The 17,297-nt window shown below is 36.6% G+C and carries 11 protein-coding genes and 2 tRNA genes; 3 read left to right on the top strand and 10 right to left on the bottom strand.

The genetic code is table 11. The features are described 5' to 3' along the window. Positions 1-12 precede the first annotated feature (12 nt). Positions 13-147 carry a hypothetical protein gene (locus CER22_RS33705; RefSeq protein WP_002015803.1) on the top strand — a complete coding sequence of 45 codons (135 nt, stop codon included), beginning with the start codon at positions 13-15 and terminating at the stop codon, positions 145-147. A 120-nt stretch (positions 148-267) separates the two neighbouring features. Here CER22_RS33705 and glgP read toward each other — a convergent pair whose 3' ends face one another. The 5 genes from glgP to glgB form a co-directional block, all read right to left on the bottom strand. Then, a complete protein-coding gene (gene glgP / locus CER22_RS19940) occupies positions 268-2,676 on the bottom strand; it encodes a glycogen phosphorylase (RefSeq protein WP_087984936.1) in 2,409 nt (802 codons plus the stop codon). 18 nt (positions 2,677-2,694) lie between these two features. Next, positions 2,695-4,125, bottom strand: a complete 1,431-nt coding sequence (gene glgA / locus CER22_RS19935; protein ID WP_002203738.1) for a glycogen synthase GlgA — start codon at positions 4,123-4,125, stop codon at positions 2,695-2,697. 113 nt (positions 4,126-4,238) lie between these two features. Continuing rightward, positions 4,239-5,273 (bottom strand): glucose-1-phosphate adenylyltransferase subunit GlgD, encoded by a 1,035-nt coding sequence (glgD, locus tag CER22_RS19930; RefSeq protein ID WP_000504142.1) that lies wholly within the window; start codon positions 5,271-5,273, stop codon positions 4,239-4,241. An 18-nt stretch (positions 5,274-5,291) separates the two neighbouring features. Next, a complete protein-coding gene (glgC, locus tag CER22_RS19925) occupies positions 5,292-6,422 on the bottom strand; it encodes a glucose-1-phosphate adenylyltransferase (protein ID WP_000057613.1) in 1,131 nt (376 codons plus the stop codon). Then, positions 6,370-8,307, bottom strand: a complete 1,938-nt coding sequence (gene glgB, locus CER22_RS19920; RefSeq protein WP_060486611.1) for a 1,4-alpha-glucan branching protein GlgB — start codon at positions 8,305-8,307, stop codon at positions 6,370-6,372. Before glgB ends, glgC begins: the two co-directional genes overlap by 53 nt. 471 nt (positions 8,308-8,778) lie before the next feature. On the opposite strand from glgB, the gene CER22_RS19915 reads away from it, so the two are divergent. Both CER22_RS19915 and CER22_RS19910 read left to right on the top strand, forming a co-directional pair. Continuing rightward, on the top strand, positions 8,779-9,384 hold the full coding sequence (locus tag CER22_RS19915; protein ID WP_088064688.1) for a CalY family protein: 606 nt from the start codon (positions 8,779-8,781) through the stop codon (positions 9,382-9,384). Between the two features lie 32 nt (positions 9,385-9,416). Next, on the top strand, positions 9,417-13,640 hold the full coding sequence (locus tag CER22_RS19910; protein ID WP_088609424.1) for a S8 family serine peptidase: 4,224 nt from the start codon (positions 9,417-9,419) through the stop codon (positions 13,638-13,640). Between the two features lie 173 nt (positions 13,641-13,813). Here CER22_RS19910 and CER22_RS19900 read toward each other — a convergent pair whose 3' ends face one another. The 5 genes from CER22_RS19900 to CER22_RS19880 form a co-directional block, all read right to left on the bottom strand. After that, entirely contained in the window at positions 13,814-14,758 is a 945-nt protein-coding gene (locus CER22_RS19900; protein WP_060632710.1) for an L-lactate dehydrogenase, read from the bottom strand. 537 nt (positions 14,759-15,295) lie between these two features. Next, positions 15,296-16,324 carry a DUF4179 domain-containing protein gene (locus CER22_RS19895; protein ID WP_088609423.1) on the bottom strand — a complete coding sequence of 343 codons (1,029 nt, stop codon included), beginning with the start codon at positions 16,322-16,324 and terminating at the stop codon, positions 15,296-15,298. Beyond that, entirely contained in the window at positions 16,317-16,847 is a 531-nt protein-coding gene (locus CER22_RS19890) for a sigma-70 family RNA polymerase sigma factor (protein ID WP_088609422.1), read from the bottom strand. Before CER22_RS19890 ends, CER22_RS19895 begins: the two co-directional genes overlap by 8 nt. 211 nt (positions 16,848-17,058) lie before the next feature. Further along, positions 17,059-17,130, bottom strand: a tRNA-Glu gene (locus tag CER22_RS19885). Positions 17,131-17,135: 5 nt separating this feature from the next. Next, a tRNA-Ser gene (locus CER22_RS19880) sits at positions 17,136-17,226 on the bottom strand. Positions 17,227-17,297 lie beyond the last annotated feature (71 nt).

Here is a 17,297-nt window from a genome sequence, read left to right as displayed (position 1 = left end):
AGGGGACCTTACATGCTAAAATTTATCTTTGCACTTTTTCTCATTGTAATTTTTACGTTTACGGGTTTCTTTACATTTTCATACTTTGCGACTGGAGAATATGGTGGAACAGGTATCATGTATACTGCCATCCCATTTCTTTCTTAAGCAAAAAAGGAAAAACGAGCTTAATGAGATTAAGCTCGTTTTTTAGCAATTATATTCCTCTTTTAAAAGTGAATACACTTTGTCTCCATGAATAAAAGTCCCTTCAAAAGGGACTTTCACTTAATACTGTGTAACGGCATTACCAATACTCCAAATCTCATTACTATACTGTAAAATCGTTCGATCACTCGCAAAATGACCAGACTGTGCAATATTTAAAATCGACATTTCTAGCCACTTCGTTCGGTTTTCATACGCTCTACCGACAGCTTCTTGTCTTTCCGCATATGGACCAAAATCTCGCAGAACGAAGTATTCATCATTTTGAATTACGAGAGAATCATAAATCGCTTCAAATTCAGCTCCCGAATGTGCAAAGAAACCATTCGTTAACTGATCTACTACTTTTTTAATATGCATATTGTGGTGATAATAATCACTTGCACGATATCCACCATTTTGATAGTAATGAAGAACCTCTTCCGCTGTTAAGCCAAAAATGAAACAGTTATCATCACCGACCCGGTCTTTTATTTCAACATTAGCTCCGTCTAACGTTCCGAGTGTAATCGCACCATTCATCATAAATTTCATATTCCCTGTTCCTGATGCTTCTTTACTCGCAGTTGAAATTTGCTCACTCACATCCGCAGCTGGGAATATATCTTCCGCTAAAGACACTCGATAGTTTTCTAGAAAGATAACTTTCATATATTGGCTTACGTACGGATCATTATTCACTTTCCTTGCGAGTTCATTGATTAATTTAATAATTTTTTTCGCATAGTAATAGCCAGGTGATGCTTTCGCTCCAAAGATAAAAGTACGCGGATAAAATGTAAAACTAGCATCCTCTTTCAAACGGTTATACAAATATAAAATATGAAGAACGTTTAATAGTTGTCGTTTGTAAGCATGTAGTCTTTTTACTTGCACATCAAAAATAGAATTAGGATCAATTGTAATCCCCATTTTATTATGAATACGCTCCGCTAAAATCTCTTTACGCTCTTGTTTTACCTCTGCAAATTTCTCTTGAAAACTCGCATCATATTGAACTAATTGTAGCTCTTGAAGCTTAATCGGTTCTTTCTTCCACTCTGTTCCAATCGCCTCCGAAATAAGGTTTGTCAGCTGCGGATTCGCCTTCATTAACCAACGTCTATGAGCGATTCCATTCGTTTTATTATTAAACTTATCTGGATAAAACTCATAAAACAATCGCATTTCACGTTGCTTTAAAATTTCCGTATGAATTTTTGCTACACCATTTACGCTATGGCTACCGACAATTGCTAAATGAGCCATTTTCACAAGATCATGCGCAATAATCGCCATCTCTTCAATACGATGCCATTCATATGGATAACGTTCCCAAAGTTCATGACAGAAACGTTCATTAATCTCTTCAATAATCATATAAATTCTCGGTAATAACGGTTTAAAAATGTGAATTGGCCACTTCTCAAGCGCTTCTGATAACGTCGTATGATTCGTATAAGAAATCGTTTGTGTCGTTATGTGCCAAGCTTCTTCCCATGCTAGTTTTTCTTCATCTAATAAAATACGCATTAGTTCTGGAATCGCCAAAACTGGATGTGTATCATTAATATGAATCGCAATTTTCTCATGTAATTGACGAAGGTCACCATATCTTTCTCTATGCATACGAACGATATTTTGCAAACTTGCTGATACGAGGAAATACTGTTGCTTCAAACGAAGTATTTTCCCCTCATCATGCGTATCATCTGGATATAAAAACTCCGATACCGCCTCTGTTTCACGCTTATATTTCAAAATATCTTTGCAATTTTGCGGGAAAGGAACTGGTTCAGCATTCCAAAGTCTGAGTGTATTTACAGTACTCGTCTCATAACCTACTACTGGAACGTCATATGGTACTGCCATAATCACTTCTGCATTCGTATGCCTGAACTCTAAACGCCCGTCAATGTATAGCGGTTCAACATTGCCGAAATAACTTACTTCTACAGCTTGATCATGCCTTCTTACTTCCCATACGTTTTCATGCAGAAGCCACTGTTCTGGAAATTCAACTTGATAACCATCAACAATTTTTTGATCAAATAAGCCGTGCTTGTAACGAATTCCACAGCCATGACCTGGTAAGTTTAAAGATGCAAGTGAATCAAGGAAACAGGCTGCTAATCGTCCAAGTCCACCATTTCCAAGACCTGCATCTGCTTCCACCTCTTCTAACTGTTGCAAAGAAATCCCAAGCTCAGAAAGTCCTTGCTCACATACATCCCTGATGCCTAAATTTAATATGTTACTTCCAAGCAAACGCCCAAGTAAAAACTCAATGGATAAGTAATACATTTGCTTTTGCTCTCCAGACCGATAACTTTCGTTCGTTGCAATCCATTGACTATTCATATACTCACGTACCATGTACCCAAGCGTATTGTATTGATCACGAGTTGTAGAGTCTTTAAAACTTTTACCATACATCGTCTCTAACTTTTCTAGAAAAGCTGATTTGAAACTTTCAACATGAGTAAACATTTCTTCACCACCTACATGTTATTCCATGAGACTTTTATACAATTTCTTATAGGCAAGAGCTGATTTCTCCCAGCTATAATCTTCAGTCATCGCTTGTTTTACAAGCTGCTCCCATACCGGTTTATCATGATAAAATTCAATCGCACGAAGAACCGTGTGCAACATGTCATGCGCATTAAAGTTCGTGAAACTGAAACCATTTCCTTCTCCAGTTTCTTCGTCATAAGATTGTACAGTATCATTTAATCCGCCTGTCTCTCTTACAATCGGAATTGTACCGTACGCTAATGCGATAAGTTGTCCAAGTCCACACGGTTCAAATAGTGATGGCATTAAGAATAAATCACTTCCCGCATACACTTGGTGGGCTAGTTCTTCATTAAATCCGATATACACTTTTACCTTCTCAGGATACTCGTATGCCATCCACTCAAAGAATTGTTCATATTCAGAATCACCTGATCCTAAAATAATACATTGCACATCTTCCTCCATTATTTCGCGGAATACAGTACGTACTAAATCAAGACCTTTTTGCTTCGTTAATCTCGTTACCATCGAAATAATTGGTGTATCTTCTTTTTCTGGCAAACCAAAATAACGCTGCAAGGCGCGTTTATTTTCATTCTTTTCCTCTAATGACTCTGCATCATACTGAGCAGTAATATACGAATCTGTTTCTGGATTATATACGCTCGTATCAATTCCATTTACGATGCCGCTAAGCTTACCATTATTTTTTCGTAACAACCCATCTAACTTCTCACCGAAAAACTCATATTGAATTTCCTCTTTGTATGTCGGGCTAACCGCTGTAATTTGATCAGAAGCAATAATTCCGCCCTTCATAAAGTTCACATTTCCATAAAACTCTAGCTGCTCACTATGAAAATATTCATCACCAAGTTCTAACAAGTCGTACATCACTTCAGGAGGAAATACACCTTGGAACTGCAAATTATGAATCGTATACACCGTTTTAATATGCTCATATAATGGATTATCTTGATACTTTTCACGCAGTAAGAAATTCACCATAGCTGTATGCCAATCGTGGCTATGAAGAACATCCACTTCAAAATCAAGATGCGGAATACACTCTAAAACTGCTTTCGAAAAATAAGAAAAACGCTCTCCGTCATCATAATGACCATATAGAGAATCTCTCTTAAAATAATATTCATTATCTATTAAGTAATACGTAATCCCGTCTTGCTCACCTTTTAAAATTCCGCAATATTGATTTCTCCACCCAAGCGGGACGTTAATTACTTTATGTAACGTACATCCATCCCTTAATTTTTGCGGAATAAGACTATAATTTGGAAGTATAATGCGAACGTCCACGCCTAATTTTTTTAGCTCTTTTGGGAGCGCACCTGCTACATCAGCTAATCCTCCCGATTTAACAAATGGTACACATTCTGATACTGCAAATAAAATATTCACTTGTTGTCCCACTGCACGAAAAGCTTATACGACTTCCCTTGCAGCTTCCTCCCTTCGAGTTTTCATTTGAATGAATGCTTTAATCAGTGGAGGAAAAACCCCCACTGATTCTTTTAAGAATAACTATTAATCGTACTGTTTTGAATGCTTCCTTTTTCTACAACATATGGCTCATCGGCGTTTCCTTTTAGTACAACACCGTCACCAATTTTCACGTCTTTATCAATAATAACACCGTCTATTATACAGTTATCTCCAATTTTGCTCTTTTGCATAATAATGCTATTACGAACAATTGAGCCTTTTCCAATTTTAACAGAACGGGAGATAACACTATTTTCTACTTCTCCTTCAATAATACTGCCGTTTGCAATCATTGTATTTTTCACGGCTGCACCCTTCAGGTAACGAGTTGGTGGTTCATCTTTTACTTTCGTAAAGATCGGTGCTTCTTTCTTAAATAATTGCTTCCAAATAGCAGGTTGCAAAATTTCTAAGCTATGTTTATAGTAACTTTCAATTGAATCAATAATAGCTACATATCCTGTATGTTCATACGTAGCAATATGCAGTGATTTTCCGCGCTTTTCTCTCACTACATCAAATAAACTGTATTGCTCCACATCTTTATATGTCTCAAATAAATCTAACAATAATTGTTTCTTTAACACGTATGTTTGAAGCGAAACCCCTTCATGGCAAACTTCAGTAATATCAGCTGCCGTATGTATATGTCGCTCTAACACCGCTTGAAAATTTAATGCTGTTACGAGATGGCTATTCGTAATAACAACGTATTCTTCTCTAGCTCTTAAAAAATAATCAATATGTCTTCTAAAATGTGCAAAAGACCCAAATTCATCTTGGTCACATTGGCAATTTGGCGGGAATAAAAACAGTCCGTCTCTTTTTCTATCTAAATCCCACTGTTTTCCTGAACCAACATGGTCCATTAGTGAACGGTTTTTATGACTTGTAAAAACCGCTACACTATGAATATTAGAATTCACCATATTTGAAAGCATGAAATCAATGAGTCGATAACGGCCCCCAAATGGTAACGCCGCTAATGAACGATGCCCTGTTACTTTCTTTAAGGAAGGAAAACTTCCCGTTGCATTAATAATTCCTAACATTTTTTCTCCCATTCATTTCATCCCCCTTTTCTATTTCCCTTCAGCAATGAGTACTACATCGTCGACATTTTTTTCTGGACGAATAATTGTTCCATCTTCAATAACCATTTCCGATCCAACAATCGCTCTTTCAATCACAACATTTTTACCAATCTTCGCTCCTGGCATAACGACGGAATCAATAACCATACTACCTTCTTCCACCGTCACCCCTTGGAATAATACAGAATGCTTCACGTCCCCTTCAATGACGCATCCTTCGTTAATAAGTGATTCTTCTACTTTTGCCTTTTCTGCAATATATTGAGGTGGCTCATTTGGATTCACAGAATAAATACGCCAATTACGATCGTTTAAATTCAGCGATGTTTCATCGCGAAGTAAATCCATATTCGCTTCCCATAAGCTTTTCACCGTTCCAACATCTTTCCAATATCCTTCAAACGGATACGCCATCAGCTTTTTCCCTTCATCTAATAAAAGCGGAAGTACATCTTTTCCGAAATCATTACTAGATTCAGGATTTCTTGCATCCATCTCTAAATACTCTTTCAAAATTGCCCAGTTAAAAATATAAATTCCCATTGATGCAAGATTACTTCTTGGAAATTGCGGTTTCTCTTCAAATTCAACAATCTCCATCTCTTCGTTCGTATTCATAATACCGAAGCGACTCGCTTCATCCCACGGCACTTCAATAACAGAAATCGAAACGTCCGCTTCTTTCTCAATATGGTAATCTAGCATTTTACTGTAATCCATTTTATAAATATGATCGCCTGATAAAATCAGAACATACTCTGGTTCATATTGACTTAAATAGTTTAAGTTTTGATAAATGGCACTTGCTGTACCTGTGTACCACTTCACACCTGAAGACTCCGCATAAGGAGGTAACACTGTGACTCCACCGCTTACTCGGTCTAAATCCCAAGCATTGCCGATTCCGATATAATTATGAAGTTCGAGTGGTTGATATTGCGTCAAAATCCCAACCGTTTCAATACCAGAATTCGCACAGTTACTTAGCGTAAAGTCAATAATGCGATATTTACCACCAAATGGAACAGCTGGCTTGGCTAAATTTTTTGTTAATGCACTTAATCGACTACCTTTTCCCCCTGCTAGTAACATTGCTACGCACTTTTGCTTTTGAGCCATCTTGTTTTTTGCTCCCCTTTCTCGTCTTCACTGGTCGTAATATGGATACGCCAAATGGTGGAATTGTAATTTCTACATGTGCCGCTTGATTATGATACGGTTCTTGAATCGTCTTGAGACGTTTCTTATTCACTTGCCCCGATCCGCCATATTGCTCAGCGTCACTGTTTAAAATCTCGTTATAATACTCGAAATCTGGCAAACCTACTTTATAGTTTTCATATGTAGCTTTCGTAAAATTACATACGACAACTAACGCATCTTCTTGTTTATCCCCTTGGCGGATAAACGAGAAAATACTTTGCTCATGATTATTAGCATCTATCCACTGAAATCCTTCAGGTGAATGATCAAGCTGCCAAAGTGGTTTGGAGCGCTTATACAATGCTATGAGCTCTTTAAAGTAATCATGCATATAACGATGCATTTCAAAATCATGTAAATTCCAATCTAAATCTTCAAGGTCTTTCCACTCATCAAACTGCCCGAATTCTCCACCCATAAAGAGCAATTTCTTACCTGGATGAGTAAAGAAATATCCATATAATAAACGAAGTTGAGCAAACTTATCCCAGTAATCTCCTGGCATTTTATTTAATAACGACTTTTTCCCATGAACGACTTCATCATGAGAAAGCGGTAATATGAAATTTTCAGAGTAAGCATATATTAAAGAGAACGTCATTTTCTCATGAATATACTTCCTGTACTCAGGCGCACACTCCATATATTTCAGCACATCATTCATCCAGCCCATATTCCATTTGTAATTGAACCCAAGCCCACCTTCATACGTTGGAGCTGTTACAAGTGGCCAAGCTGTTGAATCTTCTGCTGTCATAAGAAAATCTTCATCTTCTGCAAACACCGCTTCATTTAACTCTCGTAAAAATGAAACAGCGTGCTCATTACTTTGCTCTTGTCCTTCTTTATTCCAGTACAGCATATTCGCAACTGCATCCACCCTGAAACCGTCAATGTGGAAATACTTCATCCAAAATAACGCATTTGAAATTAAAAAATTACGTACTTCCCTCTTCCCTAAATCAAAATTAACAGTTCCCCATACTAGGTTTTCTTGTACATCTATATCTTTATATTCATAAGTCGGTGTCCCATCAAACAAATATAAACCGTGAGCATCTTTACAAAAATGCCCCGGCACCCAATCTAAAATGACACCGATTCCATATTTATGACATTCATCGACAAAATACATCAAATCATGTGGCGTGCCGAATCTACTTGTCGCTGCATAATATCCCGTCCCTTGATATCCCCAAGAACGATCATATGGATGCTCAACAAGCGGCATAATTTCAATATGTGTAAATTGATGTTCCACCACATACGGAATGAGCTCCTCGGCCATTTCTCTATAAGAATACAGAGCGCCATCTTCTTTCTTTTTCCAAGAACCGAAATGTAATTCATAAACTGTCATCGCTTCTTTATAAATCGATTTTTTCTTTCTCTTACGAATCCAGTTTTTATCATTCCATTCATATCCCTCTATATCAAAAACTACAGATGCCGTATTTGGTCTTACTTCTGCATATACTGCGTAAGGATCTGCTTTTAAAATAACGTCACCATCCATCGTTTCAATCGCATACTTATATATCTCATTCTCTTCAATATGCGGTACAAACAAGGACCAAATCCCCTCTTCTGTCACTTGTAGCATCTTATGTTGCTCATAATCCCATTCATTAAAATCTCCAACAACACTCATTGCTTTCGCATGAGGAGCCCATACTGTGAATCGTACACCTCGCATCCCATCTTCCGTCACAATATGTGCCCCAAAGATGTTATAACTGTCATAGTACTTTTCTGTATGAAACTCATCTCGTTTCACTTCTTCACAATTTATTACATCCAATATGTTCACCTCACTAAGATGACAGAAATTTTTTACTCTTTATCATTTCTGCGAAAAACTGAAATATCCTTGTTATTTTTTAAAAAATATTCGTTTTTTTCTTTAATTTCGCTTAAAATATTCAAATTTACTGTGTAAAATATCGAATTTTGACGAATATCCATTGCAAACGCTTCATTTCCTACTAGGCTTTCATCCTATTATTTATTTCTCAACCTTTATTTCATTAGATTGATTCTATTTTACTTGCTATTTATCACTTAAAATCACAACAAAATAATCTGTCATAAAAAAATGTTTCTCAACATTTTTTGTCACAATTTTATTGAAATGGAAAATTCATAAGCATATACTTGTTCTCAATAAAGAACTACGAACTCTCGCAAATATAATTCATACTGAAACACTATGTTTACTCTGTCCATGCTCCAAGAAAAAGTTTGATAAAAAATTAAATTAGGAGGCTTTCTTATGTCATTAAAACAAAAGGTTGGAATGGGAGTTGTCACAGCTTCACTTGGCTTATCCCTTACATTCGGCGGTGTATTCGCCTATTTCAGTGATTCTGAAACATCTAGTAACTCATTTCAAGCTGGTACACTAGATCTTTCTATTAACCCAAGTGTAATTGTTAATGTGAAAGATTTAAAACCAGGTGATTTGATTGAAAGAAACTTCAAGCTTGAAAATAAAGGAACATTGCATATTGCAAAAGTAGCACTTGAAACATCCTATGAAGTTACAGATGCAAAGCAAAATAATGATGGTGAAGATTTAGGCGATCACATCATCGTCAAATTTTTAGTGAATGATGGAAAGCCATCTAATCCAAACGATGATCATGAAATTTTGTGGGAAACAAAATTATCAGAATTAAAAACTATGAAACCGGAGGATGTAGCTACTTCTCTAGAACGTCATAACTTAATAGATGGTATTAAATCTGGTGAAACAGATTATTTACACGTTCTCTTCTCCTTTGAAGACAACGACCAAGATCAAAATAAATTCCAGGGTGATTCCCTGCAGCTAAACTGGACATTTCATGCAGAACAAACACCAGGCGTGGAGAAATAATTTTTAAAATATAAATTATCGGAGGCCTATATATGAAAAAGAAAAATCGTTTTGTTACCGGAATTGTGACGGCTGGCGTTCTATTTTCAACTGCCCTTCCGTTCAATGTACTTGCTGAAAACCCTATTAACCAAATTGACTCTTCAAACGCCCAGTCTTTACTATCAAAACTTTCTAAAGAACAGCGCCAAGCATTACAAACGTTAGATGCCAATCCTGGTTTTACTATTTCGCCAGATATTAATACGAGTAGTTCTGAACCAGTAAATATCATTGTAGAATTTCAAACTGCTCCAGTAAAGATTAATGAATTAAAACAAAAAGAAAAAGGATTACAAGCTGCTCCTGAAAATATAAAGGCACGTATTGATCAAGAACATGAGGAATTCCAAAAAGGATTAAAACGCCTTTATCAATTCAGCCCATCAGTAAAATCAGGGAATTTCCAGTCTGTACTAATTAAACGTTCTTATAAGCACGCTATAAATGGTGTTGCGCTAACGTTACCTGCAAATACAGTTGAAGAATTGTTACGCATTGGCGTTGTAAAACGTATTTGGAAAGATTACGAAGTGAAATTAAATTTACCAAAACAAGCAGAGCAGAAAGCACCTCAAAAACTAACAGATAGCATTCCCCAAATTGGGGTAGATAAGTTACATAGCGAGGGCATTACCGGAAAAGGAATTAAAGTTGGTGTACTAGATACAGGTATTGATTACAATCACCCTGACTTAAAAGACGTGTATAAAGGCTATCGCGCAAAACCGGGTGAGGATTCTAGTAAGGTAGACCCAAACTCCGTAAAAGGTTGGGACTTTATTAATAACGATGCAGATCCGATGGAAACAACTTATACAGAGTGGCAACAATCTGGCGCTCCTGAATTTGATGATCGTGGTTCTTCCTTCTATACCGCGCATGGTACTCACGTAGCAGGTATCGTTTCTGCTCAAAAGAAAAATAAATCAGATTCCGCAGTAAAAGGTGTTGCACCTGACATTGAACTGTATAACTATCGTGTACTAGGTCCTTACGGAAGCGGCGATAGTTCTGGTATTATTGCTGCAATCGATAAATCTATTTCTGACGGTATGAACGTCATTAACTTATCGTTAGGTGACGATAGCAACAATCCGCTTGATCCAACGTCTATCGCTGTCAATAACGCAATGCTTTCGGGCGTTGTTACAGTCGTTGCTGCCGGGAACTCTGGCCCAAATCCAGCGACACTTGGGTCACCAGGCGCTTCTCCATTTGCTATTACAGTTGGAGCAAGTGATAGCTCTATTTCCTTACCGAAACTATCCGGTCATGCTGGGCAATTACAATTCCCTAACCTAATTTTATTCGGCAAAAACTTCACTGATAAAATAGAGGATTTCAAAGGACAATCTCTCCCTATTGAATCTGTAGGAATCGGTACTCCTGACGAGTTTAGTAAAAAAGATGTAAAAGGAAAAATCGCTCTCGTTGCACGTGGTACAATCTCGTTTGATGAAAAAATCGCAAATGCGAAACAAGCTGGTGCAAAAGCAGTTATTATTTATAACAATGTGGATGGAGAAATTCCTTACTATATTGGCGAAAGTACAAAATACATTCCAGCATTCCGCCTAACGAAAGAAGATGGCGAAAAACTAAAAGCTCAAATTGAACAAGGCAAAACATCCTTAACTTTCGATGAAATAAATTATATTCAAACAGAAGGCGATCATCTTGCAGACTTTAGCTCACGCGGCCCTGTTACATCAAATGATGATATTAAACCTGATATTACAGCGCCTGGTGTTGCGGTACTTTCAACAGTACCTGAATATATTAACGACCCGCAAGAAGGTGAAAACTACGATGTTTCCTATGAACGTATGCAAGGAACATCCATGGCATCTCCTCATATCGCTGGCGTTGCTGCTCTTATTTTGCAAGAACACCCAGAATACTCTCCATTCGATGTAAAGGCATCTCTTATGAACACAGCTGATGATTTAAAAGAAAAGTATTCCGTATATGAAGTTGGAGCTGGACGAGTAGATGCTTATAACTCTGTTCACACGGAAACAAGTTTTAAAGTGTTAGATACGACAAAAACAATTGTCAATGATGAAGTGATTGAAGTACCAGACGAAACTGGATCCATTGCATTCGGTAAATACTATCAAAAAGACGGGGAATCCATTGAACAAAAACGAAAAATTAAAATTGAAAACCGCAATAAACAAGAGAAGAAAGAATTTAAAACAGAAATTTCTTATACACCAGCTTCTTCTGCCATTAATGACGCTACCGCAAACGGTGTAAAAATTTCTACTTCTGAAACAATTACGATTGATGCTGGTAAATCAGATGAAATTGAAGCAAAAATTAATATTCCTGCTGGTGCAAAGCAAGGCCGATATGAAGGATATATTCATATTACAAATACGAAAAATAAAGAAGAAACGTATCAAATTCCGTTCTCTATTCGTGTGTCAGAGCCTGGTATTGAAAATGCACTATTATCAAGAAAAACAATCTCAACTGATACATCTACATTCAATCCATACCGCGAATCATATGTTCACGGGGCGTTCCAATTAAATAGCGAACTTGAAACGTTAGATCTTATCGTGAAAGATTCCAAAACAAATAAAGCACTTGGCTTCATCGGAACATTAAACACGAGTGGCTTAAAAACAGATGTGTATTACTATTTAGATTCATTCTTTAACGGCAGAGTGTATCCTTTTACAAATGATCCTGCAAAACCAATTGGTGATGAAAAAATCGACTTACCAGAAGGAGATTACACAATTGAATTTGTTGGCTACGATAAAGCCGGGAAAGCACGTGTGAAAGGTGATTATGTCGTAATTGATAATACATCGCCAGAAGTGAAATTAACTGGATTACAGCCTGGTATTTATGAATTAAATGAAGAAAACTATACAGTAGAAGACGGTAAAAAAGCACTATGGATTAAAGGAAATGTATATGATTCTAACGTTGACTACTTAAGAGGAAAAGGATTAAACATTACGCAAGAAGCGAACGGCGTTATGTACTATGACTATTCTCCCTACTTGCACAAGTTTTTACCTATTACTGAAAATGGTGACTTTAAAGTTGGTATTACACCTGATTCCTTTAAAACTGAAGGTCCAATGAACACAGGCGTATATATTTTCGATTATGCAACTGCAGGTCCTGACTATCCAAGCGGTGTAAATAACTATTGGTTTATTCCGCAAGGTGCACAATATGCAAAAGCTAGTTATGATAAAAAAGAATTATATAAAGATGATGAATTCACTGTGACACTAAACGCCAAACATGTGAAACAATTTGTATCTGGAGAATTTAACGTAAAATTCCTAGAGAAGAACTTCAAATTTGCAAATGCGAAATTGAATCCTGCTTTTGAAAAACTCCTTTCTGAAAAAGGGGTAACCGCAAAAGTAAATGAGCCGAAACTAGAAGAAGGTTCTGTTACAGTAGGCGGAGCTATCGATGATAAAAACTTCGCCGGATTAGATGGTGACTTCCCGTTCATTGATGTAACTTTCAAGGTAGAAAATGATGAGTTTTATGAAGCAAATGCTCAATTAGATTTACCGGTGTTCGTTTACTGGAAACAAGGTGAATCAGAGCCAAGCAGAATGCGTGTGCTTCAAGATCAAACATTCTCAGTTATGTCTTTAAACTCAAAAGTAGAAGGAAATATTAAACCTGGTGCATTCTTAAATGAACGTGGATATTTAGATGAGAAATTCGATTATACAAAGCTTGGTGTAAAAGTATATGCAACAGATTCTTACCGTCATAAGTTTGAAGGCTCACTTGATAAATACGGTTACTTCAAATTGAATGGACTTCCTGTTAATAAACGTGATTATAACTTATACGTGGAGGTTCCAGGACATTTAACAAGCCGACTAACTACAAAACTAGGTACTGAAAAAGATGGTAAACTACTTGGTCAATATTATTATGCACGACCTGACGAAAACCTTGCTGGCGATGTAAATGCTGATAAAGTAATTGATATGAAAGATGCTGAAATTATCGCTAGCAACTATGGTAAAAAAGGACTATCTGTGAAAGACGGCGACCTTAACAAAGATGGCATTGTCGACGAAAAAGATATTCGTTTCGTTGAAAAGAACTTCTTGAAAAAAGGACCAGATGCATCTAAATCACAAATACCTGTTGAAAAATCAAAAAGCGGTACACTGGCAGATATTTTAAAGAAATTAGGATTAACACCTAAAAAATAATAATAAAGAGCACTCTATATAAAGTAGAGTGCTCTTTTCTATAAACGACCCTTATCCAGCAAAAGGGGTATATTGGGGATATACAAGGGAAACCGGAAAAGGAATTTATATTAAATTATATAAAAACTCAGAGGTAGGAAGCAGTTTCCCGCCTCTGAATTATTTAGCAATTATTATAGTACTGGTGCCATTGTTTCTTTTAATACTTTTACAGAATGAGCGAATTTCGCTTTTTCTTCTTCATTTAGCTCAAGTTCTACGATTTCACGTACACCTTCGCGGTTAATAACAGCTGGAACACCTACGAAAGCATCTTTCTCACCATATTGTCCTTCAAGGTATGCAGATACAGTTAATACGCTGTTCTCGTTGCTTAAGATTGCTTTAGTTACACGAAGTAGTGACATACCGATTCCGTAGTAAGTTGCACCTTTACGCTCGATGATATGGTAAGCTGCATCGCGTACATTTTCGAAGATTTTATCTAAGTCTTCTTGTTTGTACTGTTCGTTGTTAGCTAAGATTGTTTCTAGTTTTTGTACACCGATAGTAGCGTGGCTCCATACTGGAAGTTCAGTGTCACCGTGTTCACCAACGATGTAAGCATGAACGTTACGTGGATCTACATCTAAGTAGTCACCTAACATGTAACGGAAACGAGCAGAGTCTAAAGTAGTACCAGAACCGATTACGCGCTCTTTTGGTAAACCAGATTCTTTCCAAGTTACGTAAGTTAAAATATCAACTGGGTTAGTTGCGATTAAGAAGATTCCATCGAACCCGCTATCCATAATGCCGCGAACGATTTGTTTAAAGATCTTTGTATTTTTCTCAACTAAGTCTAAACGAGTTTCACCTGGCTTTTGTGGTAATCCAGCAGTGATAACAACTAGATCTGCATCTTTACAATCTGCATAGCTACCGCTCCAAACTTTTGTTGGTGATGGAGAGAATGGTACCGCATGGCTTAAGTCCATTGCTTCCCCTTCTGCTTTTGCTTCATTAACATCTACTAATACGAATTCTTCAGCTACACCTTGGTTGATCATTGAGTAAGCGTAACTACAACCTACAGCTCCTGTTCCTACTAATACTACACGATTGATACCTTTTTTCATGGTAATTTCCCCTCTCTATTGTTCACATATATTTTTTTATGATTGTTTAAGTAATTAATTAAAATACTAATTTAATGTTGTTTAACTTCTTTACATTCATATTGTAGCACGTATTATTGTGAATTACTTCACAAATTATGACCTATTTGTGAACTTTTTCACATAGAGTGTAAAGTTGATGGAATAGGTGTGGAATCCATCTCAATGGAGACGTTTTCTTTAGATTGTGAAAGGGATTTTCTTATGTTTTAGTCGGTAAGTGAAATTATATCAGCGATTTTTTAAATATATGGACCGTAACTCCAAATATATCAGCGATTTTTGCAATATATCGACTTACCGACAAAAACCGACAATGATAACAGCATAACAAACGCCATCCTTTCTGTATATTTCTACAAAAAGAATAGCGTCTTTTGATTATATGGATACAAATTTATCTTAGCTGGACAGCGATGTTTTTTCCATACACGTCAAATTAACATACCGTCACTTATTAACAGTCAATAAACATGTGAACCTAGCAAAGCTCTTTAATTATTGTAGCAACACAGTCGTTTTTAAATCTTCAGCACCTCCATTTTTTAATGTATCATTTAGATCACTAAGATACGTAGGTTCAATTGTTAAGGATTTTGGAGGATTATCCATTGGTGGAAGAGCTAAAACAATATGGTGTCCGTATAGTCCCGTGCTACCAACTTGCAAGCTGACTCCTTCGTAGATTTTTCCTTTATCATCAGTTACGGTATAATCAAGTGCTGGCCAGCTATCATTAGCTTCCATTTCTTTTGGATAATCAAAGGTCAAATCAATCCTCGTTGAAAGTGAAGAAAAGGTTACTTGATTTACTGTTAATGCATATAAATTATCTTTCGTTGATGTTTTTATATTAGGAGTGAATTTATGAATCTCACCTTCAACTTTTGTAAGAGGAAATGCTACGTTCCATATTCCTGTTTGTTCAAATAAATCTTTCCCATGGACGGAAACATCAATTTTATCACCAAATTCACCGTAATTAGCCAGAGTAAATTCATGCTGCTCAATAATGGTGTTTTGTCCTTTTGACTTCTGTGAAGTAGAACCAATTGCAGCTCTGACTTCTTTCCCATTAATGGTTATATAACTAAATCCAGCTTTCTCTTCATTACTTTTGGAAATAGGATTCTCTCCTTTGTATTCCACCGTGACCACTAAACGTCCACCATCGTAAACAGCTTCTTTCACATTCATCGTTAAACCACTATGACTATCTCGTCTCTCAATTGATGCGGCAAGCTCATCCTTTTCAATTTTATCAGAAGCAATATCATTAAATTGTGCATAAATGGAGCCTATAACTGGAACACCCGATAATGTCTTTGCCATGGTAGGAGAAATGAATCCAAAACCTAAGAGAGAAACACATATTCCACAAGCAATAAGACTAGAATACTTAATTGTTTTTTTTCTACGGTACTGATTTTTCTTAGCTTGAAGCATGGCTGTTTTTTCTCTTTGAATTAACCGATCTTCTGGTATAGGAATATCATTGATATGGTGATTAATTTCTTCTTTATTCATAACTATATCCCTCCTTTAAAATGGGGCGTAAGGCTTGCTTTGCTCGATGTAATTGAGATTTTACCGTTCCTTCTGGAGAATTAAGAACCTCAGCAATTTCCTTAATAGATAAATCGTGATAATACCTTAATAAAATAATGGTTTTGTAAGTAGGATCTAAGAAATTAAATGCCTCGGTTAAATCCAGCGATTGCTCTAATTTATTCATGCTCTCTTCTGTACATAAATTAGATAACATTTCATCATTCACAACAAATTGTCTAGAGGACTTTCTTACAAAATCAATGGATTTAAAAACAAGAATTTTAGTAATCCAACTTTGAAATTTCTCCGGCTTTTTTAATTTTCTCAATGAAAGATATGCTTCATAAATTGTTTCTTGGTATATATCCAGTGCATCTTGTTCATTTCTTACATAAGAATAGGCTGTTCGATATAGCTTTGGGCGAACAAAAGTAATAAGTTGTTCAAATGCTTGATCATTTCCTCTTGTTGCTTGGTTTACTAGATAGGCTATGTCCATTTTTATTTCTTCCTCCCTTTACTAATATAGTCGAATGAGAGAATAAAAAGGTTGCAAAAATAAATGCATATATATAAATCTCCTACAACTTATTGCAATAATTACTATCAAGCATTAAAGACACAAAAAACCCATAAAAAAAAGCAGACTATCCAAAGTCCGCTTTTACACAACAAAAAAGAGATAGCAGATTATGCTATCTCTTTTAGTATGACCCGTACGGGATTCGAACCCGTGTTACCGCCGTGAAAGGGCGGTGTCTTAACCACTTGACCAACGGGCCAATTCTGGCAGAGAAGAAGGGATTCGAACCCTCGCACCGCGTTCGCGATCTACTCCCTTAGCAGGGGAGCCCCTTGAGCCACTTGGGTACTTCTCTATAATATGGCTCCGCAGGTAGGACTCGAACCTACGACCGATCGGTTAACAGCCGATAGCTCTACCACTGAG

The sequence above is a fragment of the Bacillus sp. K2I17 genome (genome assembly GCF_002209985.1).
GTDB lineage: Bacteria > Bacillota > Bacilli > Bacillales > Bacillaceae_G > Bacillus_A > Bacillus_A wiedmannii.
This window is presented reverse-complemented; position numbering and strand designations above follow the sequence as displayed.

Bases quoted from the DNA above. Each gene is read 5' to 3' on its own strand.
- CER22_RS19900 (WP_060632710.1), bottom strand. From the start codon at position 14,758: ATGAAAAAAGGTATCAATCGTGTAGTATTAGTAGGAACAGGAGCTGTA.
- CER22_RS19910 (WP_088609424.1), top strand. From the start codon at position 9,417: ATGAAAAAGAAAAATCGTTTTGTTACCGGAATTGTGACGGCTGGCGTT.
- CER22_RS19895 (WP_088609423.1), bottom strand. From the start codon at position 16,324: ATGAATAAAGAAGAAATTAATCACCATATCAATGATATTCCTATACCA.
- glgP (WP_087984936.1), bottom strand. From the start codon at position 2,676: ATGTTTACTCATGTTGAAAGTTTCAAATCAGCTTTTCTAGAAAAGTTA.
- glgC (WP_000057613.1), bottom strand. From the start codon at position 6,422: ATGGCTCAAAAGCAAAAGTGCGTAGCAATGTTACTAGCAGGGGGAAAA.
- CER22_RS19915 (WP_088064688.1), top strand. From the start codon at position 8,779: ATGTCATTAAAACAAAAGGTTGGAATGGGAGTTGTCACAGCTTCACTT.
- CER22_RS19890 (WP_088609422.1), bottom strand. From the start codon at position 16,847: ATGGACATAGCCTATCTAGTAAACCAAGCAACAAGAGGAAATGATCAA.
- glgD (WP_000504142.1), bottom strand. From the start codon at position 5,273: ATGGGAGAAAAAATGTTAGGAATTATTAATGCAACGGGAAGTTTTCCT.
- CER22_RS33705 (WP_002015803.1), top strand. From the start codon at position 13: ATGCTAAAATTTATCTTTGCACTTTTTCTCATTGTAATTTTTACGTTT.